This is a genomic window from Kangiella aquimarina DSM 16071, from assembly GCF_000374105.1.
Classification (GTDB): domain Bacteria; phylum Pseudomonadota; class Gammaproteobacteria; order Enterobacterales; family Kangiellaceae; genus Kangiella; species Kangiella aquimarina.
Window position 1 is genome coordinate 375,420 of sequence record NZ_KB893650.1, and the last position, 21,864, is coordinate 397,283.

At 43.3% G+C, this 21,864-nt stretch carries 20 protein-coding genes; 17 read left to right on the forward strand and 3 right to left on the reverse strand.

Annotation, left to right across the window (positions count from 1 at the left end):
- Together yidC and mnmE are read left to right on the forward strand one after the other, a co-directional pair.
- Complete coding sequence (gene yidC, locus B158_RS0101865; protein ID WP_018623627.1) at positions 1-1,608, forward strand: membrane protein insertase YidC; 1,608 nt, start codon at positions 1-3, stop codon at positions 1,606-1,608.
- Positions 1,609-1,622: 14 nt separating this feature from the next.
- Positions 1,623-2,981 carry a tRNA uridine-5-carboxymethylaminomethyl(34) synthesis GTPase MnmE gene (gene mnmE, locus B158_RS0101870; protein ID WP_018623628.1) on the forward strand — a complete coding sequence of 453 codons (1,359 nt, stop codon included), beginning with the start codon at positions 1,623-1,625 and terminating at the stop codon, positions 2,979-2,981.
- 15 nt (positions 2,982-2,996) lie between these two features.
- Here mnmE and B158_RS0101875 read toward each other — a convergent pair whose 3' ends face one another.
- The 3 genes from B158_RS0101875 to B158_RS0101885 form a co-directional block, all read right to left on the reverse strand.
- Entirely contained in the window at positions 2,997-4,121 is a 1,125-nt protein-coding gene (locus B158_RS0101875; RefSeq protein WP_228127051.1) for a glycosyltransferase, read from the reverse strand.
- A 480-nt stretch (positions 4,122-4,601) separates the two neighbouring features.
- The gene (locus tag B158_RS0101880) at positions 4,602-5,873 is read right to left on the reverse strand and encodes a hypothetical protein (protein WP_018623630.1); all 1,272 of its coding nucleotides are present in this window, start codon (positions 5,871-5,873) and stop codon (positions 4,602-4,604) included.
- A 38-nt stretch (positions 5,874-5,911) separates the two neighbouring features.
- On the reverse strand, positions 5,912-6,601 hold the full coding sequence (locus tag B158_RS0101885; RefSeq protein ID WP_018623631.1) for a CPBP family intramembrane glutamic endopeptidase: 690 nt from the start codon (positions 6,599-6,601) through the stop codon (positions 5,912-5,914).
- 272 nt (positions 6,602-6,873) lie between these two features.
- Here B158_RS0101885 and mnmG point away from each other — a divergent pair, with 272 nt between their 5' ends.
- The 15 genes from mnmG (at position 6,874) to glmS (ending at position 21,855) form a co-directional block, all read left to right on the forward strand.
- A complete protein-coding gene (gene mnmG / locus B158_RS0101890; RefSeq protein WP_018623632.1) occupies positions 6,874-8,760 on the forward strand; it encodes a tRNA uridine-5-carboxymethylaminomethyl(34) synthesis enzyme MnmG in 1,887 nt (628 codons plus the stop codon).
- Between the two features lie 81 nt (positions 8,761-8,841).
- Positions 8,842-9,504, forward strand: coding sequence for a 16S rRNA (guanine(527)-N(7))-methyltransferase RsmG (gene rsmG / locus B158_RS0101895; protein ID WP_018623633.1), 663 nt, complete (start codon positions 8,842-8,844; stop codon positions 9,502-9,504).
- Between the two features lie 16 nt (positions 9,505-9,520).
- Positions 9,521-10,297 carry a ParA family protein gene (locus tag B158_RS0101900; RefSeq protein WP_018623634.1) on the forward strand — a complete coding sequence of 259 codons (777 nt, stop codon included), beginning with the start codon at positions 9,521-9,523 and terminating at the stop codon, positions 10,295-10,297.
- 24 nt (positions 10,298-10,321) lie between these two features.
- The gene (locus B158_RS0101905) at positions 10,322-11,221 is read left to right on the forward strand and encodes a ParB/RepB/Spo0J family partition protein (RefSeq protein WP_026309190.1); all 900 of its coding nucleotides are present in this window, start codon (positions 10,322-10,324) and stop codon (positions 11,219-11,221) included.
- A gap of 172 nt (positions 11,222-11,393) precedes the next feature.
- The gene (locus tag B158_RS0101910) at positions 11,394-11,774 is read left to right on the forward strand and encodes an ATP synthase subunit I (RefSeq protein WP_018623636.1); all 381 of its coding nucleotides are present in this window, start codon (positions 11,394-11,396) and stop codon (positions 11,772-11,774) included.
- A gap of 32 nt (positions 11,775-11,806) precedes the next feature.
- The gene (gene atpB, locus B158_RS0101915) at positions 11,807-12,712 is read left to right on the forward strand and encodes a F0F1 ATP synthase subunit A (protein ID WP_018623637.1); all 906 of its coding nucleotides are present in this window, start codon (positions 11,807-11,809) and stop codon (positions 12,710-12,712) included.
- A gap of 69 nt (positions 12,713-12,781) precedes the next feature.
- Entirely contained in the window at positions 12,782-13,048 is a 267-nt protein-coding gene (gene atpE / locus B158_RS0101920) for a F0F1 ATP synthase subunit C (RefSeq protein WP_018623638.1), read from the forward strand.
- Between the two features lie 51 nt (positions 13,049-13,099).
- On the forward strand, positions 13,100-13,570 hold the full coding sequence (locus B158_RS0101925) for a F0F1 ATP synthase subunit B (RefSeq protein ID WP_026309191.1): 471 nt from the start codon (positions 13,100-13,102) through the stop codon (positions 13,568-13,570).
- Positions 13,571-13,579: 9 nt separating this feature from the next.
- On the forward strand, positions 13,580-14,116 hold the full coding sequence (locus B158_RS0101930) for a F0F1 ATP synthase subunit delta (RefSeq protein WP_018623640.1): 537 nt from the start codon (positions 13,580-13,582) through the stop codon (positions 14,114-14,116).
- A 12-nt stretch (positions 14,117-14,128) separates the two neighbouring features.
- Positions 14,129-15,676, forward strand: coding sequence for a F0F1 ATP synthase subunit alpha (gene atpA / locus B158_RS0101935; protein ID WP_018623641.1), 1,548 nt, complete (start codon positions 14,129-14,131; stop codon positions 15,674-15,676).
- A 68-nt stretch (positions 15,677-15,744) separates the two neighbouring features.
- Positions 15,745-16,605 carry a F0F1 ATP synthase subunit gamma gene (gene atpG, locus B158_RS0101940; protein WP_018623642.1) on the forward strand — a complete coding sequence of 287 codons (861 nt, stop codon included), beginning with the start codon at positions 15,745-15,747 and terminating at the stop codon, positions 16,603-16,605.
- A 50-nt stretch (positions 16,606-16,655) separates the two neighbouring features.
- Positions 16,656-18,032 (forward strand): F0F1 ATP synthase subunit beta, encoded by a 1,377-nt coding sequence (gene atpD / locus B158_RS0101945; protein WP_018623643.1) that lies wholly within the window; start codon positions 16,656-16,658, stop codon positions 18,030-18,032.
- A 26-nt stretch (positions 18,033-18,058) separates the two neighbouring features.
- Entirely contained in the window at positions 18,059-18,484 is a 426-nt protein-coding gene (locus tag B158_RS0101950; RefSeq protein ID WP_018623644.1) for a F0F1 ATP synthase subunit epsilon, read from the forward strand.
- Positions 18,485-18,637: 153 nt separating this feature from the next.
- The gene (gene glmU, locus B158_RS0101955; RefSeq protein ID WP_018623645.1) at positions 18,638-20,026 is read left to right on the forward strand and encodes a bifunctional UDP-N-acetylglucosamine diphosphorylase/glucosamine-1-phosphate N-acetyltransferase GlmU; all 1,389 of its coding nucleotides are present in this window, start codon (positions 18,638-18,640) and stop codon (positions 20,024-20,026) included.
- Complete coding sequence (gene glmS, locus B158_RS0101960; RefSeq protein WP_018623646.1) at positions 20,026-21,855, forward strand: glutamine--fructose-6-phosphate transaminase (isomerizing); 1,830 nt, start codon at positions 20,026-20,028, stop codon at positions 21,853-21,855. Before glmU ends, glmS begins: the two co-directional genes overlap by 1 nt.
- The last annotated feature ends 9 nt before the right edge of the window (positions 21,856-21,864 follow it).

The following is a 21,864-nucleotide window of genomic DNA, read 5'->3' on the forward strand; positions in this document are numbered from 1 at the left end:
ATGGAATCGATGCGCGGATTTTTTATATTAGGTTTTGCTATATGTAGTTTTTTGCTCTATCAGGCCTGGCAAAAAGATTATGGTCCTCAGCCTGAACAGGAAGTAAATGAGCAATTTGGTCAGTCAAATACGGTTGCTAATAGTAAAGTCGACACTAATAACCTGATTGAAGTAGTCACTGACGTATTCAAGATTAAAATTGATCGTGTGGGTGGCGATGTTGTTTATGCCGAGTTGAATGACTATAACAAAGAGCTAAACAATGAGCAGGAAAAAGCAGTCTTATTCGATTACCGAGATCGAGTCTATCAGGCGAAAAGTGCTTTATTAGGTACTGGCGCACCAGATAATCAATTACCAAGAGCAACTTATCAAACCAAGCAAAGCTCTTACTCGCTTCAAGATGGCCAAGATGAGCTGATTATCCCATTGACCTGGGCAAACGATGAAGGTGTTCTATTCACCAAAACATTTACCTTTAATCGTAACGATTACGAAATTGGTGTTCAGTATAAGGTCAATAACCAGTCAAGTAATGATCGGACCTATAATTTCGTTGCAGAATTAATTCGTGATCAGAAGCCTACTGGATTAGAAGAAAAGTCATCTTTTGGTATGTCACCATTTTTGGGTGTTGCATACTCTCCTGAAGAAAGAAAATACGAAAAGATTTCATTTGAAGATTTGGAAGAAGAGCCTATCAATGTAACCCGTCAAGGTGGTTGGATTGGCTATTTACAGCATTACTTCATATCAGCCTGGATTCCTGAACAGCAGGAAAAGATTAAGGTAACCTCAACCGTTAAATCAAACCAGGATACAATCATTCGCTTTATCCAGCCAACAGTTGCTGTTCCAGCACAAGGCGAAAAAGTGATTAATGCAACGCTGTATGTTGGTCCGAAAATCCTCAAGCGTCTGGAAGCTGCAGCGCCAGGTCTTGAGAAATCGCTAGACTTGAGTTGGGTATGGTGGATCGGCTTACCGCTGTATAAATTGATGCAGTTCTTCTACTCATTCGTTGCCAATTGGGGCGTGGCCATTATTCTCGTAACTCTGGTTGTTAAAACATTGTTATACCCATTGTCAGCAGCACAGTATCGCTCGATGGCCAATATGAGAAAATTAGCGCCCAAAATGCAGCAGTTAAAAGAGCGATATGGTGAAGACAAACAGCGTATGCAGCAGGAAATGATGAAGATGTATAAAGAAGAAGGTGCCAATCCATTTGGTGGCTGTCTTCCGATGTTGCTTCAGTTCCCAATCTTCATTGCATTGTATTACGTATTATTCGAAGCTGTTGAGTTGCGCCACGCACCATTCTTCGGCTGGATTCAAGATTTGTCGGTAGCTGATCCCTATTTTGTATTGCCGTTATTGATGGGGGGCAGCATGTGGTTGATGCAGAAGTTACAACCACAATCACCGACCATGGATCCTATGCAGCAAAAGATCATGAGCTATCTACCTGTAGTCTTTACTGTGTTCATGCTGTTCTTCCCTGCCGGTCTGGTGCTTTACTGGTTATGCAACAACTTGATATCAGTTGCACAACAGCAGTACATCACTAAGAAGATCGAAAAACAAGGTAATGCGAAAGCAAAATAACCAGTGGGTTTACAGTGAGTACTCAAGATACAATTGCAGCAGTAGCAACGCCACCCGGTCGCGGTGGCGTTGGCATTATTAGAGTATCTGGAAAAGCCTGTCAGACAATAGCAAAAACAATTCTTCGTAAACCGCTCAATATTCGTGAGGCAACCTACCTACCCTTTTATGATCTGGCCGGAAACATTCTGGACCAGGGCATAGCGATACTGTTTAAAGGGCCTAATTCATTTACAGGTGAAGACGTGCTGGAGTTACAGGGGCATGGTGGTCCTGTCATTCTGGATATGCTACTAAAAGAGGTTTTAAAAGCAGGTGCCAGGATAGCAAAGCCCGGTGAGTTTTCTGAGCGTGCATTTTTAAACGACAAACTGGATTTGGCACAGGCTGAAGCAATAGCCGATCTGATTGAGTCAACTTCCGAACAGGCCGCTCGTTCTGCCATGCGTTCGTTGCAGGGTGAGTTTTCAAATAAAGTAAACGCACTGGTTGAGTCGCTGATTCATTTAAGAATTTATGTGGAAGCTGCTATCGATTTTCCAGAAGAGGAAATTGACTTTTTATCTGATGGAAAGGTTCAGGCAGATCTTTATTCGATTCTGGATGATATAAAAAAACTCAGAAGTGAAGCGCAGCAAGGGTCGATTTTGCGAGAAGGTATGACAGTGGTTATCGCTGGTAAACCGAATGCAGGTAAATCAAGCCTACTTAATGCACTGGCAGGTAAAGAGTCCGCAATTGTAACTGAAATTGCAGGAACAACTCGGGATGTGTTACGCGAACATATTCATATTGATGGCTTGCCCATTCATATTATTGACACTGCCGGTTTGCGCGAAAGCGATGATACGGTTGAAAAAATTGGAATCGAGCGCGCCTGGCAGGAAATTGAAAAGGCCGATCAAATTATATTGGTTGCTGATGCCAGTGAAACTCGACAGTTTATCCCCCATGAGATCGATCCGGCATTTACCAAGTTTGAACAATTTAAAGAAAAGTTGTTGCTCGTTGCTAATAAGGTGGATTTGACTGAGCAACTAGAATTATCACAATCAAGTGAATATAAAGTTCTACCACTCAGCGCGAAAACGGGTCATGGAATTAAAGAGTTAAAAAACACCTTGAAGGATATAGTGGGTTTTAAACAAACATCGGAAGGATCCTTTATTGCACGTCGTCGTCACCTCGATGCAATTGAGCGTGCGTTAGAATATTGTGAAAATGGAAAGCAGCAGCTGGAAGTTTATCATGCAGGAGAATTATTAGCGGATGAGCTTCGACAGGCGCAAAATGCTCTATCAGAAATCACCGGCGAATTTACCGCCGATGATTTATTAGGACGAATTTTTAGCAGTTTCTGTATTGGAAAGTAATCTAACTTACAATAACTAAGAGGTCTGTTCCGCGGCTTGTTGCTGCAGACCAATCCGGTTCCATTTCTGCCACTTAACACTTTCCCTGTTATAGAGTTTCTGTAGACTCATGGTTAGGGCAACCAGTTCGATAAACTCAATAACATAAAGTAGCAGCCATGCTACAGGAATAAACGGGATCAGATTTCTGTGGAAACTGGATTTGGAATCGAGTTTTATCTGCATCGTTACCAACATCGAAGAAACCAGAATTACCGAGGCCAGCAACGCAAAGTCCTGACTGACAATAACGTAGCAGTAGAATAGGGATAAGAACAGGCCAACATTCAACAGCATAATCTCAGCATAAACTGCCAGCGGAAGAATAAACCAGGAAAGATAGCGACTATGCTGCGAGTTATTACTTAAAAATAACTCTTTGTGTTTTAAATAACAAAGTATACGACCGTATTTCCAACGCAGGCGTTGTTTACGTAGGCCTTTCCAGTCAGTAGGGCCTTCGGTATAAACTACCGCATCGTGAGCGTATCGAGTTTTGTAGCCATGACTTAGAATGCTCATGGAGAGATCGATATCTTCGGTAATAATCTCTTCATCAAACCCTTTGAGATTGGTCAACACATCCCTGCGATAGGCTGCGGCCGCGCCACCAATAATGTGCACGGCATTGAAGTAAGAGTCGGCGCGTTTATAGAAAAAGCCGCAAACATACTCCAACTGCTGTAACCACTCCAACGGTTTTCTTTTATTACCAACAATGATATTACCGGCCACAGCACCAACAGAAGGATCGTCAAAACGCTGAACAAACTTATAGATTGCTTTTTGATCCACAATACAGTCTGCATCAATGGTAATAATGATATTACCTTGGGCAACCTCCAGACCTTTATTAAGTGCTCGCGCCTTGCCACCATTGGTCAGTGATAAATACTTAATGGGCACTAGCTGGTTCGAGTGTTGCTCATAGTCAGCTATAAAATTTTGAACCAGTTTATCAGTATTATCGGTAGAGCCATCGTTGATTACGATGAGTTCAAAGTCATGATAATCGGAGTTAAGCACTGACTCGATGGTTTTGATAATACCAACCTCTTCATTCCACGCAGGCAACAGTACACTAACCTTATATGGGGTCATTGTAGTGTATCCCTGATTTACCGGCTGAAAGGAGTAGCGAATGGCTGCATAAATCTGAACCAATAATTTAGTGATTAGAGGTATGACTAAAATAAAAAGAAAGCTCTTAAGGCCTAATAATGTCTCAGATATAGGGCCATCAGAAACGAAAGCCATCACCAAAACAGTGGCCGATAGAAGGTAAAGGCTGATTAATATCAGCCTTAAAGTAATGGGTTGTTGCTTAAAAAAGTGAATCATATAGGTTCTATTATTTACCGAAATATGAATTAGCTTACTCAAAATTGTGAGCGATTATTGCACAACAGTTGAAGAGCACAAAGCAATATGTATGAAGCAGTTCACAATAAGCTGTGGGTCACTGTTGGCAGTGTGAAGCGCTCAGCAAAAAAGCCTTAAAATCAGTAGGATATTGAAGAAAATGCGGAACTTTTAAAGAAAATCCCGCCGTAGCGGGATTTGTTGATAGGTTTTAGGAGGTTAATCTGCCTGGTATTCGCGGCGAACCTGTAGGTTTCTTATTTCAGAAATCCTGAACGGCATCTGGAGGTAATTACCTGCTGAAACCTGAGTATTGATTCGTGCTACGGATCCTTCAACAGATTCTATGGTGCCTTTATAAGATTTCCCGCGGTAATCAAAATATGCCTGATAATTGATGTATTCACCAAGTTGGGATGGATCGGTATCTTGCAAGGTCAAACCCTGTACCGTCTCAATACTATCATCAACCACTTTAACTGGCTCATCAAGGGCCGGTAGGTCCTCAGGATTTGGTCGAGCTCCAAACAGCTGACGTATTTCATGATCGTTGATGGTCACACTCATATTCAGGCTACTCAACATCAACTGAGGTGACATTGACATCAATTGAAATGGGTCCATCGAATTATCAGGATAGCTTGAGATCTTGATGCTGCGAGGATTCTCTACGTATTCAGCGTACTGAGTATAGAATTCCTGACTTAGATAGATAGACTGGTTATATAATACGTGTTGTAAATAATCCATATGACGCTGCTGGTACTCTTCTTTAGAAATACCAACTAAGTCCGCGCAATACTCATTCAATCGATTTACATAACCATCGTTATTGAGCACCATAGTGACATTCTTTAATTTCGAGGCAAAAGAGTTTTGGGTAAAGTTATCCAGCAAAAACTCGATCTGATAGCTGCCATAATCACGGGCACTGGCATAAATTGTAAACTTCGCCTGATTAAGATTTGGATCAATGTTAATACTGGTATCCAGATCAAGTGAGATTTGACTGTAACCCATTTCATTTAAATCGCTGATTGAAACAGAGCTTTTATTGTTACAGCCGGCTAATTGCATTTCTGTTAACAGGTCTGATTCAGATGGAGACGCAAAAGCAGAAGTTGAATCCAGGTCGGAAGTTAGCGGAAACTGAAAGTTTTTAATTTTAAAGACCAGGGTGTTGGGATCTTCGGCCCACATGCCAGATTCGATGCTGCGAATAAACTTAAACGAATCAATCAGGTTACCGGTACCCACCTGAATTTCTTCGATGGTGGCATCTGTGCTGGTGCCTGGGAATGTCAGTTTTATGCCGCGGGTAACCGACTTACCGTCGGCACTAACGAAAGTGCTGTCATAGCTAGCAGAAGTAAAGGTTCTCAGGCTGGTAAATGCTTCATCAATAATTTGTTTGTTTTTATACCAGATGTAGCCGTAAGCTAGAGCTGCAGCAATTAAAAGAAATATAAATAAACGAATAAATATTTTCACCCTTTTCTCCTTCACATATTGATCAGCGGGAAAAACCGCTAAGCAAGGGTTAGCATAATTAAGTTATAACTGGCGTGGCAAACAATAGGCGCCAACATTGACCTGCTGCGCAAGCGGATAATAGCCAACAAAACCCCCAGTATCAGGATGGCCACCAGTGCAAACCAATAACCGTAGTATTCTAGTAGGTGAAAGGACATAAAGACAACTGAGGATAATGAAATTGCAGAGAAAGTCGAAAATTTACTGGATAAACCGGAAAGTAGGACGCCACGAAACAGGTACTCTTCACCGAGTGGAGCTAGAACAATAACCGAAAAAAACAATAAGCTATTCGATAAAAAACCGCCATTAGTGATCTGCTCCAGAGTTGACTCAATGCCTGACGGAGGCGTGAAATAGTGACCCACCCAAATTGCAAGAAAAGCATAAACTACCCCGCAAGCAACTGATGTGAATAGCCAAAACAGGGATAGTTTAAGCTGCGGTATGAAGGTTTGACTAAAAAATGGAGCACTCAGACGCATGAGCAATGCATAGCTGGTCAGCAGGCCGAAACAGACAGAAGTGGCTAACATAATAGCCGGAGGATCAGAACCTAATGGGAGGTCTAAAAAGAAGTAAGCCAGAAACAGGATGCTGCTGGTGGTAAAAGCTAATAGCACCAGAGTCAAACAGGTTAATATAATACTTTCCGCAAAAGGGTATTTATCGTTGCCATTGGCCAAAACAAAACTCCATCTTATTGTTTTATCAAAGTTTCTTATAATCAAATGCTTATATCATAGTGTAAACTGCAACGGATCGACAGAGGATCTCAAATTGCAGCTGACGACCTTCTTTTAATAAAAAGGGCGAATAAAGAAGTCAAAAGAAGCTTAAAACTGTTCAAAAGTTAAACAAATGTCGGTATGATCTCGCTCCCTTATTGCATGGGTTAGTGCGTAGGGTTGTTGTGTTAATTTTGCAATATCAAGTATAGACCAGAGAAAATTGAATTATGCGTTATCCAGAAAATTATTCAGTCATTGTTATTGGTGGCGGTCATGCAGGTACCGAGGCGGCATTAGCTTCTGCACGCATGGGCGTAAAAACCTTATTATTGACGCATAATATTGAGACGTTGGGTCAGATGTCATGTAACCCGGCAATCGGGGGCATTGGTAAAGGTCATCTGGTTAAAGAAATAGATGCACTGGGCGGTGCTATGGCACAAGCCATTGATCGTGCAGGTATTCAATTTCGAACTTTAAATGCCAGCAAAGGGCCTGCGGTACGAGCCACTCGTGCCCAAGCAGACCGTGCGCTTTATAAAAGTGCTATCCGAGAAATACTTGAGAACCAGCCTAATTTAACGATTTTCCAGAATGCAGTTGTTGATCTGATTGTTGAGCAGAATAAGGTTATTGGTGTTAAGACCCAGATGGGCCTGGATTTTTATGCGCCAGCGGTTGTTTTAACGGTTGGAACTTTCCTCGGTGGTCTTATTCACATAGGGATGCAAAACCACTCAGGCGGCCGTGCCGGTGATCCGCCGTCTATCGCGTTGGCTGAGCGCCTGCGTGAACTGCCTTTCCGGGTTGATCGCCTTAAAACGGGTACACCGCCGCGTATCGATGCTAAAAGTGTTGATTTTTCAGTAATGGAAGAACAACCCGGCGATAACCCAGTACCAACTTTTTCCTTTATGGGTACAGCGGACCAGCATCCTAGACAGATATCCTGCTGGATAACTCATACCAATGAATCAACCCATGACATCATTCGTGGCGGCCTTGACCGCTCACCGATGTATTCTGGTGTGATTGAAGGTGTTGGTCCACGCTACTGCCCTTCTATCGAAGACAAGATCATGCGCTTCAGTGACAAAAACAGTCACCAGATTTTTGTTGAGCCGGAAGGTTTAAATAGTCATGAACTCTACCCAAATGGCATCTCGACAAGCTTACCGTTTGACGTTCAGATGAACCTGGTACGTTCAATAAAAGGGTTTGAAAATGCTCATATTACTCGTCCCGGTTACGCCATCGAGTATGACTATTTTGATCCGCGTGATCTGAAGGCTTCACTGGAAACCAAGTTTATTGAGGGGCTTTTCTTTGCCGGACAGATCAATGGAACCACCGGATATGAAGAAGCCGGTGCTCAAGGTTTGATTGCCGGTATGAATGCGGCACTTCAGGTTCAGGGTAAAAACGCCTGGTCACCACGTCGTGATGAAGCTTATATTGGTGTCTTAATTGATGACCTGATCACGCGCGGTACACAAGAGCCATACAGAATGTTTACCTCGAGAGCAGAATATCGTCTGATACTACGCGAGGATAATGCTGACTTACGACTAACAGAGAAAGGTCATGAGATAGGCTTAATTGATGATTCACGCTGGCAGGCTTTCAGTGAAAAGAAAGAAGCCATCGAGCGTGAAACTACCAGAATACAGAACCTGGTGGTACAACCGGATAGCGCCGCGGGACAACAACTTAATCAACAACTGGAAAAACCTTTAAGCCGCGCCTACAAAGGTGAGGAGTTATTGCGTCGACCCGATATTACCTATGCAGGTTTGATGGCGCTTCCGGGAATGCTTGAAGAAAAAGTCGCTGATAAGGTTGCCGAACAGGTCGAGATCCAGATTAAATATTCGGGCTACATTGATCGCCAGAAAGATGAAATTGAACGTAGTCTGCGTAATGAAAATACGGCGTTACCGAAGGATCTCGATTACAGCCAGGTAAAAGGTTTGTCCAACGAAGTGGTTCAGAAGCTGATGAACATCAAGCCTGAAACCATCGGTCAGGCTAGTCGTGTGTCGGGTGTCACTCCTGCGGCTATTTCATTACTACTGGTTCATCTAAAGAAACGACAGCAACTAAAATCGGCTTAACGATTTCATGAACATCAATGAGGGCTTCTGCCCTCACATACATAATATGAATTAAAACGACATTTAAAGAAGAATCAACTTGTGAATCCAGAATTATTCAAGCGACAAGAAAATTTTAATAAGAAATGTCAGGACATTGGAATTACATTAACCAATGATAAAAGTGAGCGCTTACTAAACTATCTTTCTCTGCTGCTCAAATGGAATAAGGCTTTTAACCTGACGGCTATTACCAATCCAGAAGAAGCACTCAACCTTCATTTATTGGACTCGGTGTCTGTCTCACCAGCGATTTCGGACTACGAAACCTTGCTGGATGTGGGTACAGGCGGTGGCCTGCCAGGCATACCGTTGGCAATCATAAACCCGGAAAAACAGTTCACATTACTGGATACCAACAGTAAAAAAACCCGTTTTCTGAAACAGGTTGTCTACGAGCTGGGCTTAACCAATGTGACGGTTATTAATCAGCGAGTACAAGACTTTAAGAATCAATCAGGGTATGCTTGCATTCTTTCGCGGGCTTTTGCCAGCCTGGTTGATATTGTGCAATGGACCGAACATCTGCTGGCAGCGGACGGCCACTGGTTAGCCATGAAAGGTCAGTATCCTCAGCAAGAGCTCGATGAATTGCCAGAAACGACTGAGCTGGTCAGTGCACAGGAAGTCAAACTACCCGGTGTTAATGCCAGTCGTTGGTTTATCTATTTAAAACAGAAGCAGTCAGCAAGCTGCAAAAAATAGAATAAAGAGGTGAAGCGTGGCGCATGTAATTGCCATTACAAATCAAAAAGGTGGTGTTGGTAAGACAACAACTAGCGTGAACCTTGCAGCGTCGTTAGCTGAAGAAGGTAAGCGTGTGCTCTTGATTGATATGGATCCGCAAGGTAATGCGACCATGGGTTCAGGCATTGAAAAGGGTGATTTAGAGTTATCAGTCTATGATGCCTTGATGGAGCCAGCAGAAGCCAAGAGTCATATTGTGGTTTCAGAAGCTGGTAAATTTGACGTACTGCCTGCCAATGCTGATCTGACTGCTGCCGAAGTTCATCTGTTGCAACTGGACGATAAAGAAAAACGGTTACGCAAAGTGATTCAACAGATTGATGCATATTATGATTATGTGTTGATTGACTGCCCCCCTTCTCTGAACATGCTGACTCTGAACTCTCTGGTTGCGGCCAACTCGGTCATTATTCCGATGCAATGTGAGTACTATGCGCTGGAAGGTTTGTCGGCCCTGCTAAATACTATTGGGCAGGTTCAGGATCACATTAATCCTGAGCTGGAAATAGAAGGTATCTTGCGAACCATGTATGACCCCAGAAACCGTTTGTCGCTAGAAGTGTCTCGTCAATTATTCAATCATTTTGCAGATAAGGTCTATCGGACAGTAATTCCCCGCAACGTACGTCTGGCGGAAGCGCCCAGTTTTGGTGTTCCAGTTATGTATCATGACAGGTCATCAAGTGGCTCAAAAGCTTATCTAGCTCTTGCCGGCGAGATTATTCGTAGAAATAAAGTGGCCGCGAGCTAAACGTAAAGAATATAAGGGTGAAAGATAACAATGAGTAAGCGTGGATTAGGAAAAGGATTAGATGCTCTGCTTGGTGGAGCTATTAATAAGCCAGCCAAAAAGTCTGGAGATGGGTCAGCAAGCGTTGCTTTAGAATCAGAGCATCATTTAAGAGAAATGCCCATTGAGTTTTTACAGCCTGGCCAGTATCAGCCCCGCCGAGTAATGACCGAAGAAGGTCTGGATGAGCTGGCAGACTCAATTAAAGCTCAGGGAATGATCCAGCCAATCGTCATTCGACCTATCGGCAATCAAAAGTACGAAATTATTGCTGGTGAGCGTCGCTGGAGAGCAGCTCAAAGAGCTGGTTTGCACGAAGTACCGGTCATTATCAAAGAAGTGCCCGATGAAGCAGCCATTGCTATGGCGCTGATTGAGAATATTCAACGTGAAGATCTCAATGCCATGGAAGAGGCATACGCCCTGCACCGTCTGATGCAGGAATTCGGTCTGACTCACCAACAAACCGCCGACGCGGTGGGTAAAAGCCGAACCACGGTGACCAACCTGCTGCGCTTAATGCAGCTCAGCGAACACTGCAAAACCTTATTGGAGCGTGGCGATCTGGAAATGGGTCATGCACGAGCGTTGCTATCTCTTGAACCAGCCAAACAGACTGAAGCTGCCAAGACAGTGGTCGCTAAGGCATTGACGGTTCGTGAGACGGAAAAGCTGGTGCGAAATATCAATGAGCCGAAAAAGAAAGTGAAAGCGGCGGAAAAAGATCATCATATTCAATCACTTGAGCAGCAACTAGCGGAAAAAATCGGGGCCAGCGTGGCTATCAACCATGGTAACAAGGGTAAAGGAAGCCTGGTTATTAATTACCATAGTCTGGATGAATTAGATGGCATACTACAACATCTAGGCATAAAGGAAGACTAAAACACAAGGTTTAGGTAGATTAGTTCTATTTATGAATAAGGGGCTGCAAGCCCTTTAAATTTTGTGTTTTTTCGCTGAGGTTTGGTTGATTAAAGGGCACTAAATCTTTATACTTGCCGCCCGAATATGTGGTGAACCTATGCAGTTTTGCAGGGTGGAAGGGCAGCTCCTTATGAGTGAATCATTAGCTAAGCAGGGTCGAAAGCAGGCCTACAAGATGGTTCTACTCCAATTAGGTATTAGCATAGCTTTAGTATTAATTGGCTTGCTGATTTCCTGGCGAGTGAGTGTGTCTTTGGGTGTAGGAAGCCTGATAATGGTTATCGCACACTTTGTTTTCGCCACCATAGTATTTAGAAGATCAGGGGCTCAGGCAGCAGAAGCAGTTAATAAAGCTTTCAAAATTGGTGAGAGCTTGAAGATATTGCTGACCCTTGGGCTGCTGATTTTTGCTTTAACAGAATTACCGGTGCACCCACCATCACTATTGATCGGTTATGCGATTATTGTGTTTTCACAGTGGTTTGCGCCCTTAATCATTAAATCGTCTTAATTAAGACCAGATGACAAAGAGAAGGCTTCAGAATGGCTTCATCAGAAAATGTTGATAGTGTTGGTTACATTAAGCACCACTTGCAAAATCTCCAAGTGTGTAAAACAGATGATGGCTGGATGTGGAATAATGAGCTAGCTGATCAAGGTATTACTAACGCTTGTGAAAACGCAGGCTTTTGGACCTTTAATGTAGATAGTTTATTCTTTGCCTTTATTTTAGGCGCCCTCTTTTGCTTTTCTTTCTGGCGCGTGGCGAAAAATGCCAAAATTGATAATCCTGGACGCTGGCAGTCAATGGTTGAAATGATTGTAGAGTTCGTGGATAAAAGCGTTAAAGATACTTTCCATGGTCGTAACCCATTAATTGCACCACTGGCCCTGACCATATTTGTATGGGTTATTCTTATGAATATGATGGACTGGGTGCCAGTTGACCTTCTTCCTTGGGTTGCAGAGCAAACTAACGTCCATGTTCTAGGCAATGAGCCTCATACTTCTTACTTGAAGTTCCTACCGACGGCTGATGTGAATATTACATTCAGCTTATCGATTGGCGTATTCCTGATGATATTGTTCTACAGCATTAAAGTGAAAGGCATTGGCGGCTTCCTTGGTGAATTGACGTTGCATCCTTTCTCCAGCAAGAACAAGTTTGTACAAGTACTATTAATCCCTGTGAACCTGCTAATGGAAACCATTGGACTGGTAGCTAAGCCAATTTCACTGGGTCTGCGTTTGTTCGGAAATCTATATGCGGCAGAATTGCTGTTCATCTTGATCGCAATCCTGTTCTCAACTGGTGTAGGTGGTTTTATCGGTGGCTTCATCAGCTATATGGGCTGGGCTATCTTCCACATCCTGGTCATTCCGTTGCAAGCGTTTATTTTCATGATGTTGACGATCGTGTATTTAAGCCAGGCACATGAAGATCACTAGTAACAGTTTTAAGTTTTAATTTTAAGTTTAGTTTTTAACATTTAACCATTTCTCGATTGGAGGAAAACAATGGAAACTTTGTTCGCGTTCACAGCATTAGGTGTGTTGTTGGTATTAGGTCTTGGTGCTCTAGGTACTGCGATTGGCTTCGGTCTTCTTGGTGGTAAATTCCTTGAAGCTTCAGCTCGTCAACCAGAACTAGCTCCTATGCTACAAACCAAAATGTTCCTAGTTGCGGGTCTTCTTGATGCGGTAACCATGATCGGTATTGGTATCGGTATGTGGTTCACATTCGCAAGCCCATACGTTGGTCAATTGCAATCATTGATTGGTTAATTAAGACAACCGAACGATTACTTTGACTAACCAACTAGAGGGGGAATAGACGTGAATGTAAACGCTACCCTAATAATCAATATGATTTTCTTTGCCGCATTTGTGTGGTTCTGCATGAAGTTCGTGTGGCCGCATATCATGAGTGCGATCAAAGAACGTCAGGATAAAATAGCTGAGGGTCTGGCTGCTTCTGAAAGAAGTCAAAAAGATCTGGAGCTAGCTCAAGAAAAAGCTGCTGAATTGTTGCGTGAAGCTAAGCAACAGTCTGCAGAGATTGTTGACTCTGCCAAAAAACGTCATGCTGAAATTGTTGACTCTGCTAAAGACGATGCTCGTTCTGAAGCTGAGAAAATCAAGAATGGCGCTATGGCTGAGATTGAGCAAGAAGTTAACCGTGCTCGTGAACAGCTTCGCTCAAAAGTAGCTACCTTGGCTGTAGCTGGTGCTGAGAAAGTAATCGAGCGAAATATCGATGAAGCTGCGAACAACGATTTGTTCGAAAAGCTGGTTAAAGAGTTATAAGGGTTAACTATGGCTGAGCTGACTACTATTGCAAGACCATACGCAAAAGCAGCATTCGAATATGCTCTTGGCGCTCAGACTGTATCTGAGTGGGCAAGCATGTTAGATTTTGTCGCTCAAGCCGTTAGCAACAATGACGTGGCCAACATTATCAGTAACCCTTCCCTTTCTGCTGAGCAAAAAGGTGAAGTGATTTTGAAAATAAGTGAAGGTCAGATAACTGATAAAGTTGAAAACTTTATTAAGTTGCTTGCAAGAAACCATCGTTTAGAAGCTTTGCCAGCGATAAAAACTCGTTTTGATGTATTGAAAGCGGATTTTGACAAAGCGGTTGAAGTAGAAGTAACTTCTGCGACAGCGTTGAGCGATGATCAATTGCAACGTTTAACTGAAAAGTTAACGGCAAAACTTGGTCGTAAAGTTAATATTCAAACACAAGTAGATTCGTCCATGATTGGTGGTCTGGTTATTAAGGCTGGCGATATGGTAATTGACGGATCCGTACGCGGTAAGCTCAACAAGCTTTCCGAAACGCTAAGAGCTTAGTGAGGAAGAAGCATGAGTGTGCAACTGAATCCATCAGAAATTAGCGAGCTAATTAAAAAGCGAATCGACTCTTTTGAAGTCGTGAGCGAAGCTCGCAATGAAGGTACTATCGTCAGTGTATCTGACGGTATTTTACGTATTCACGGCCTAACAGACGTTATGGCTGGTGAAATGATTGAATTGCCTGGCGGTAAGTACGGTATGGCCTTAAACCTTGAGCGCGACTCTGTGGGTGCGGTTGTTCTGGGTGACTATACCGATATCGTTGAAGGCATGACTGCTAAATGTACTGGCCGTATTTTGGAAGTACCTGTTGGCCGTGGTCTATTAGGCCGTGTGGTTGACGCTTTGGGTAATCCAATCGACGGTAAAGGTCCAATTGATAATGACGGCTTCTCACCTGTTGAGAAAATTGCACCAGGTGTAATTGAGCGTCAATCAGTTGATCAGCCAGTACAAACGGGTATTAAATCAATTGATGCCATGATCCCGGTTGGTCGTGGTCAGCGTGAGTTGATTATTGGTGACCGTCAGACTGGTAAAACTGCGATTGCAGTGGATGCTATTATCAACCAGAAAGGCACAGGCGTAATTTGTGTGTATGTAGCGGTTGGTCAAAAAGCTTCTACCATTGCTGGTATCGTTCGTAAGTTAGAAGAGCACGGCGCGATGGATCACACCATTATCGTTGCTGCATCTGCTTCTGATTCTGCAGCGTTGCAATTTATTGCTCCGTTTGCAGGCTGTACCATGGGTGAATACTTCCGTGACCGCGGTGAAGATGGCTTGATCGTATATGATGACTTGACTAAACAAGCATGGGCTTATCGTCAGATTTCATTGTTGCTACGTCGTCCTCCAGGTCGTGAAGCATATCCTGGTGATGTTTTCTACTTGCACTCGCGTCTTCTAGAGCGTGCAGCGCGTGTTAACGCTGACTATGTAGAAAAATTCACAAATGGTGAAGTTAAAGGTCAAACTGGTTCATTGACGGCATTGCCAATCATTGAAACTCAGGCTGGTGACGTATCTGCATTCGTACCAACCAACGTAATTTCGATTACTGATGGTCAGATCTTCCTAGAAACTGACTTATTCAACGCAGGTATCCGTCCAGCGGTTAACGCAGGTCTATCAGTATCTCGTGTAGGTGGTGCAGCACAGACTAAAATCATCAAGAAGCTTGGTGGTGGTGTTCGTCTTGCATTAGCTCAGTATCGTGAACTTGCAGCATTTGCTCAGTTCGCATCGGATCTTGATGATGCGACTCGTGCACAGCTAGAGCATGGTCAGCGTGTTACTGAATTGATGAAGCAGAATCAATATGCTCCATTATCAGTAGCTGAAATGGCTGTATCTCTATATGCAGCTGAGAAAGGCCACTTGAAAGATGTTGAAATCAGCAAAGTAGGTGATTTTGAATCTGCATTGTTAGATTACTTCAAGAACCAGCACGCTGACTTGTTGAAAGAAATCAATGAAAAATGTGATTACAACGACGAAGTTGCAGGCAAACTTGAAGAAGCGGTAACCAAATTTAAGGCTACCCAAACTTGGTAAATACATCAGGGTGCTGTGCACCCTTTTGTGCTTTCACCAATTAATTAGATTAAGACTGGAAACATACTATGTCAGGCGCTAAAGAGATTCGTACCAAAATAGGGTCGATTAAAAATACGCAAAAAATTACTTCAGCAATGGAAATGGTTGCTGCAAGTAAAATGCGTAAAGCGCAAGATCGTATGGCGGCTTCTCGTCCTTATGCCGAGAAAATCCGCAACGTGATCAAGCACATTGCACAAGGTACTCCAGAATACCGACATGCTTATATCTCTGAAAGAGATGTAAAACGTGTTGGATATATTGTCATATCCACTGACCGTGGTTTATGTGGTGGTTTGAATATTAACTTGTTCAAAGCTGCATTAAACGATATGAAAACCTGGTCTGAACAGGATATCGAAATTGACTTGTGCCTAATCGGCAATAAAGCGACATCTTTCTTCCGCAAGTTCGGTGGTTCAGTTGTTGCTAAGACTTCGAACCTGGGCGACACCCCTGAAATCGAAGATCTGATTGGTTCAGTTAAAGTTATGCTTAAAGCCTACGATGAAAAGCGAATTGATCGTTTGTTCGTTGTGACTAATGAGTTTGTTAACTCAATGACACAAAGCCCGGTGGTAGAGCAATTGTTGCCACTACCTGCTGGACAAGACGATGAGCTAAAGCATCACTGGGATTATTTGTATGAACCAGAAGCTAAACCTTTGTTGGATAAATTGATGGTTCGTTTCATCGAATCACAAGTGTATCAGGCAGTGGTTGAAAATATCGCATGTGAACAGGCGGCAAGAATGGTTGCAATGAAAGCAGCATCTGATAACGCCGGTGACCTTATTGATGACCTTGAGTTGGTATACAACAAAGCTCGTCAGGCTGCGATTACTCAAGAGCTTTCTGAGATTTGTGCAGGTGCGGCTGCGGTATAACGCAATAATTTATTGAAAAGTTTTTAAAGCTTAAGATTGAGGAAATCAATATGAGCACAGGTAAGATTGTAGAAATTATCGGCGCGGTTATCGACGTTGAATTCCCGCGTGATAGTGTACCAAAGGTATACGACGCATTAACCGTTCAAGAAACTGAGCTGACTCTAGAAGTTCAGCAACAGTTAGGCGACGGTGTTGTTCGTTGTATTGCGATGGGTTCATCAGATGGTTTACGTCGTGGCTTAGAAGCAACGAATACTGGCGCGCCAATTCAGGTACCTGTGGGTAAAGAAACCCTCGGCCGTATCATGGACGTGCTTGGTAACCCAATCGATCAGAAAGGTCCTATCGGTGAGCAAGAGCGTATGTCTATTCACCGTAAAGCACCTAAGCTGGAAGAACTTGCGCCTGCAAACGAATTGTTAGAAACCGGTATTAAAGTAATCGACCTGGTTTGCCCTTTCGCGAAAGGTGGTAAAGTTGGTCTATTCGGTGGTGCTGGTGTTGGTAAAACCGTAAACATGATGGAGCTTATCCGTAATATCGCGATTGAGCACTCAGGTTACTCAGTATTTGCCGGTGTGGGTGAGCGTACTCGTGAGGGTAACGACTTCTACCACGAAATGACAGATTCTAACGTTATCGACAAAGTATCATTGGTTTATGGCCAGATGAACGAACCACCAGGTAACCGTCTACGTGTTGCATTGACTGGTTTGACAATGGCTGAGAAATTCCGTGACGAAGGTCGTGACGTACTATTGTTCATCGATAATATTTACCGTTATACACTTGCAGGTACTGAGGTATCAGCACTTCTAGGGCGTATGCCTTCAGCAGTAGGTTATCAGCCAACTCTAGCCGAAGAGATGGGTGTTCTTCAGGAGCGTATTACTTCAACAAAGACTGGTTCGATTACATCGATTCAGGCGGTATACGTACCTGCGGATGACTTAACTGACCCTTCTCCAGCTACTACCTTCGCTCACTTGGATGCGACAGTTGTATTGTCACGTCAAATCGCTGAGCTAGGTATTTACCCTGCAGTTGACCCACTTGACTCAACTTCACGTCAGCTTGATCCATTAGTGATTGGTAGCGAGCATTATGAAGTTGCTCGTGGCGTACAGGGTGTATTGCAGCGCTATAAAGAGTTGAAAGATATTATTGCGATTTTGGGTATGGATGAGCTATCTGAGGAAGATAAGCAAACTGTTGCCCGTGCTCGTAAAATTCAACGTTTCTTGTCACAACCATTCTTCGTAGCAGAAGTATTTACAGGTTCACCTGGTAAATACGTTTCGCTAAAAGACACCATTGCTGGCTTTAAAGGTATTTTGAACGGTGAATACGATCACTTACCTGAGCAAGCATTCTACATGGTCGGTTCAATCGAAGAAGCGGTTGAAAAGGCGAAAAATATTTAATCCAGCCCTAAAATTAGGGGGACCTAATGGCAATGACAGTACATTTGGATATCGTTAGCGCCGAGGAATCAATCTTCTCTGGTAAAGTTGAGCGATTGATTGCAAACGGTGACTTGGGTGAGCTTGGTGTTGAGCCAGGCCACGCCCCTTTGCTAACGTCCCTGAACCCAGGGCCAATCAAGGTCACGTTACCAGGTGGCGAGGAAGAGTTTTTCTTTGTATCTGGTGGTATGCTTGAAGTTCAACCACACGTTGTCACAGTACTTGCTGATACGGCAGTTCGTGCAGAGGATGTGGATGAAGCGAAAGCTCTGGAAGCGGAAAAAATGGCTCGTGAAGCACTTCAGGATCAAAGCTCAGAGATTGAATACTCTAAAGCAGCGGCTGAACTTGCAGAAGCGGTAGCCCAGTTAAGAACATTACGTGCTATTCGCAAGAAAACTGGCAAGTAAAGCTTAATAAAATCCGAACTAAAGGTGGCTTTGCCACCTTTTTTTATGGGTAACTCAAAAGAATTGAATTAGTTTAAATAATTAGAAGTAGAATGCTTCAAAATCACTGTTTAATGGTAAAATGCGCGCTTATTTAGGAAATATGACTATATTATGGGTTTAAGTATCGTAATTTTGGCAGCGGGTAAAGGAACTCGCATGCAATCAAACATGCCAAAAGTGTTGCACAAAATTGCCAGTAAAAGCATGCTTCAGCATGTAATTGATGCTGCGCAGCAGCTGCAGCCTGAACAAATAATTGTGGTCGCTGGTCATGAGATTGAGCAGGTTAAATCCAGCATAGCTGAACAGGATATTATTATTGCTGAACAGTCTGAGCAATTAGGTACGGGCCATGCGGTAGATCAGGCGTTGCCGCTCGTTTCTGAGGGCAACCAGGTTCTTGTGCTTTATGGTGATGTTCCACTGATTCAAAAAGAAACTCTTAAACAGCTAATAGATGCGCAGCCAAAGGATGGTATTGGACTGCTAACTGTGAAGCTGAAAGATCCATCTGGTTATGGACGAATTATTCGAAACACTGATGGACGGGTAACCGCCATTGTTGAGCAGAAAGACGCAACCATGGATCAGCTGGCAATAAATGAAGTAAACACAGGTATTATGTCGGTTGGCAGTAGCAAGCTAAAACAATGGCTAGCAAAAATTGATAATAATAATGCTCAGGGTGAATATTACCTGACAGACACCATTGCAATGGCTGCTGATGAAGGAGGCGTCAGAGCCTGTCACCCTTCTTCAGCAATCGAAGTTGAAGGTGTCAATAGTCGTATCCAGTTAGCGCAGCTAGAAAGAGCTTTCCAGCAGCATCAAGCCGAACAGTTAATGAATGAGGGTGTTACCTTAATCGATCCAAGTCGTTTTGACGTTCGTGGCAATCTGATTTGTGCAACCGATGTTGTAATTGATGTTAATGTCATTATTGAAGGTGATGTCACAATCGGTCGGGGAAGTCAGATTGGCGCAAACTCAATCATTATCAATTCTAAGATCGGCGCCGACTGTATCATTAAGCCCAATAGCGTTATTGAAGGGGCCATCATTGAGTCGGATTGCTCGGTGGGTCCTTTTGCAAGAATTAGACCAGGTACGCAGCTATCACAAGGTGCCTTTATCGGTAACTTTGTAGAAACAAAAAATACAGTAATGGGTCAAGGAAGCAAGGCAAGTCACCTGAGCTATATCGGGGATGCTGAGGTCGGAACAGGTGTAAACATCGGTGCCGGGGTAATTACCTGTAATTATGATGGTGCCAATAAATACAAGACTATTATTGAAGATGATGCATTCATTGGTTCGGATTCCCAGCTGATTGCGCCAGTTACCGTAGGCAAAGGAGCGACCATAGGTGCTGGCACTACTGTTACAAAAGATGTTGCAGCAGGTGAACTTTGCATTAGTCGTGTTGCCCAAAAACACATTGAGAGTTGGGCGCGGCCTGTAAAAGAACAGACTAAGAAAAATTTAGAGGAAAAGAAATAATGTGTGGCATTGTTGGTGCAATAGCGCAGCGAGATGTAAGCCAGATTTTAGTAGAAGGTTTGAAGCGACTGGAATATCGTGGATACGATTCAGCCGGTCTTGCAATTTATAATGATAATGAAATTCAGCGATTAAGACGTCTGGGTAAGGTATCGGAATTACAGCAGGCCTTGAATGATACACCTCTACCAGGCGGGCTGGGTATAGCGCATACTCGTTGGGCAACCCATGGTGAGCCGAGTGAACGAAATGCACACCCTCACATGTCGGAAGACAATATTGCACTGGTTCATAATGGCATTATTGAAAACCATGACGAGTTACGTGATGAATTAAAAGCCAAAGGCTATACATTTTCATCAGATACCGACACAGAAGTTATGGCTCACTGTTTGCATGAAGAATTAAAGACAAGTTCTAGCCTTCTGGAAGCTTTACAGAAAACTACCAAAAAACTTGAGGGTGCATACGGAACGGTTGCTATAGACGCAAACGATCCAAATAAAATGGTTGTAGCGCGCTCGGGTAGCCCACTTGTTATCGGTAAGGGCATTGGTGAATACTTCGTAGCATCTGATCAGTTGGCGCTATTACCAGTTACCCGTGATTTCATCTATCTTGAAGAAGGTGAAGTGGCCGAGGTTCGTCGCGATGGCGTAACGATATTAGACAGTAATGGAAATCAGGTTGAACGTGAATTCGAAACGTCTGATATTCAGCATGATGCGGTAGATAAAGGCCGTTACCGTCACTTCATGCTTAAAGAAATCTTTGAGCAGCCCCAGGTAGTCAACGACACCCTTGAGGGGCGTCTGGTCAATCATAAAATTATCATCGAAACGCTGGGCGCGAATGCCAATAAAGTATTTGCTGATACCCGAGCAGTACAGATTATTGCCTGTGGCACCAGTTACCATGCGGCACTAGTTGCAAAATATTGGATTGAAGATTACTTGAATATTCCATGTCTGGTGGAAATTGCCAGTGAGTACAGATATCGAGAAACAGCCGTATTGCCCAATAGCCTGTTTATAACTATTTCACAATCAGGGGAAACGGCAGATACCTTGGCTGCACTGAAAAAAGCAAAAGAACAAGGCTACCTCGGGACTTTAACGGTATGTAACTCCCCTGCTTCTTCAATGGTGCGTGAGTCTGACTTTACATTGTTGACACGTGCCGGAACAGAGATTGGAGTGGCTTCAACTAAAGCTTTCACTGCCCAGCTTGTTTCTTTGATGCTATTGATGGTTACCATCGGTAAGGCACAAGGTATGGATGAGGCAAAAGAAAAGTCGATTGTCGATGCGCTGGAGCATTTACCTAATGAAATCCAGTCAGCTTTGGAACAGGCAGAAGCAATTGAAGATTTGTCAGAAGCATTTGCCGAAAAACATCATACCCTTTTCTTGGGCCGTGGCCAGCAATACCCAATTGCTATGGAAGCAGCTCTGAAACTCAAGGAAATTTCTTATATTCATGCTGAAGCCTATGCTGCTGGCGAGTTAAAACATGGCCCTCTGGCTCTGATCGATAAAGAAATGCCTATTGTCGTAGTTGCTCCAAAAGATAATTTGCTTGAGAAACTGAAGTCAAACATTGAAGAAGTACGGTCAAGAGGCGGTCAACTCTTTGTTTTTGCCGATGAGTCAGCTAATATTCAGAGTTCTGATGGTATAACCGTCTTTCCAATAAAGAGTCAGTACGCAATAACTGCGCCAATGGTGTATACAATCCCGATGCAGTTATTATCTTATTATGTAGCTGTAATTAAAGGTACAGACGTAGATCAGCCACGAAATCTGGCTAAATCTGTAACCGTAGAATAACCGGAGACA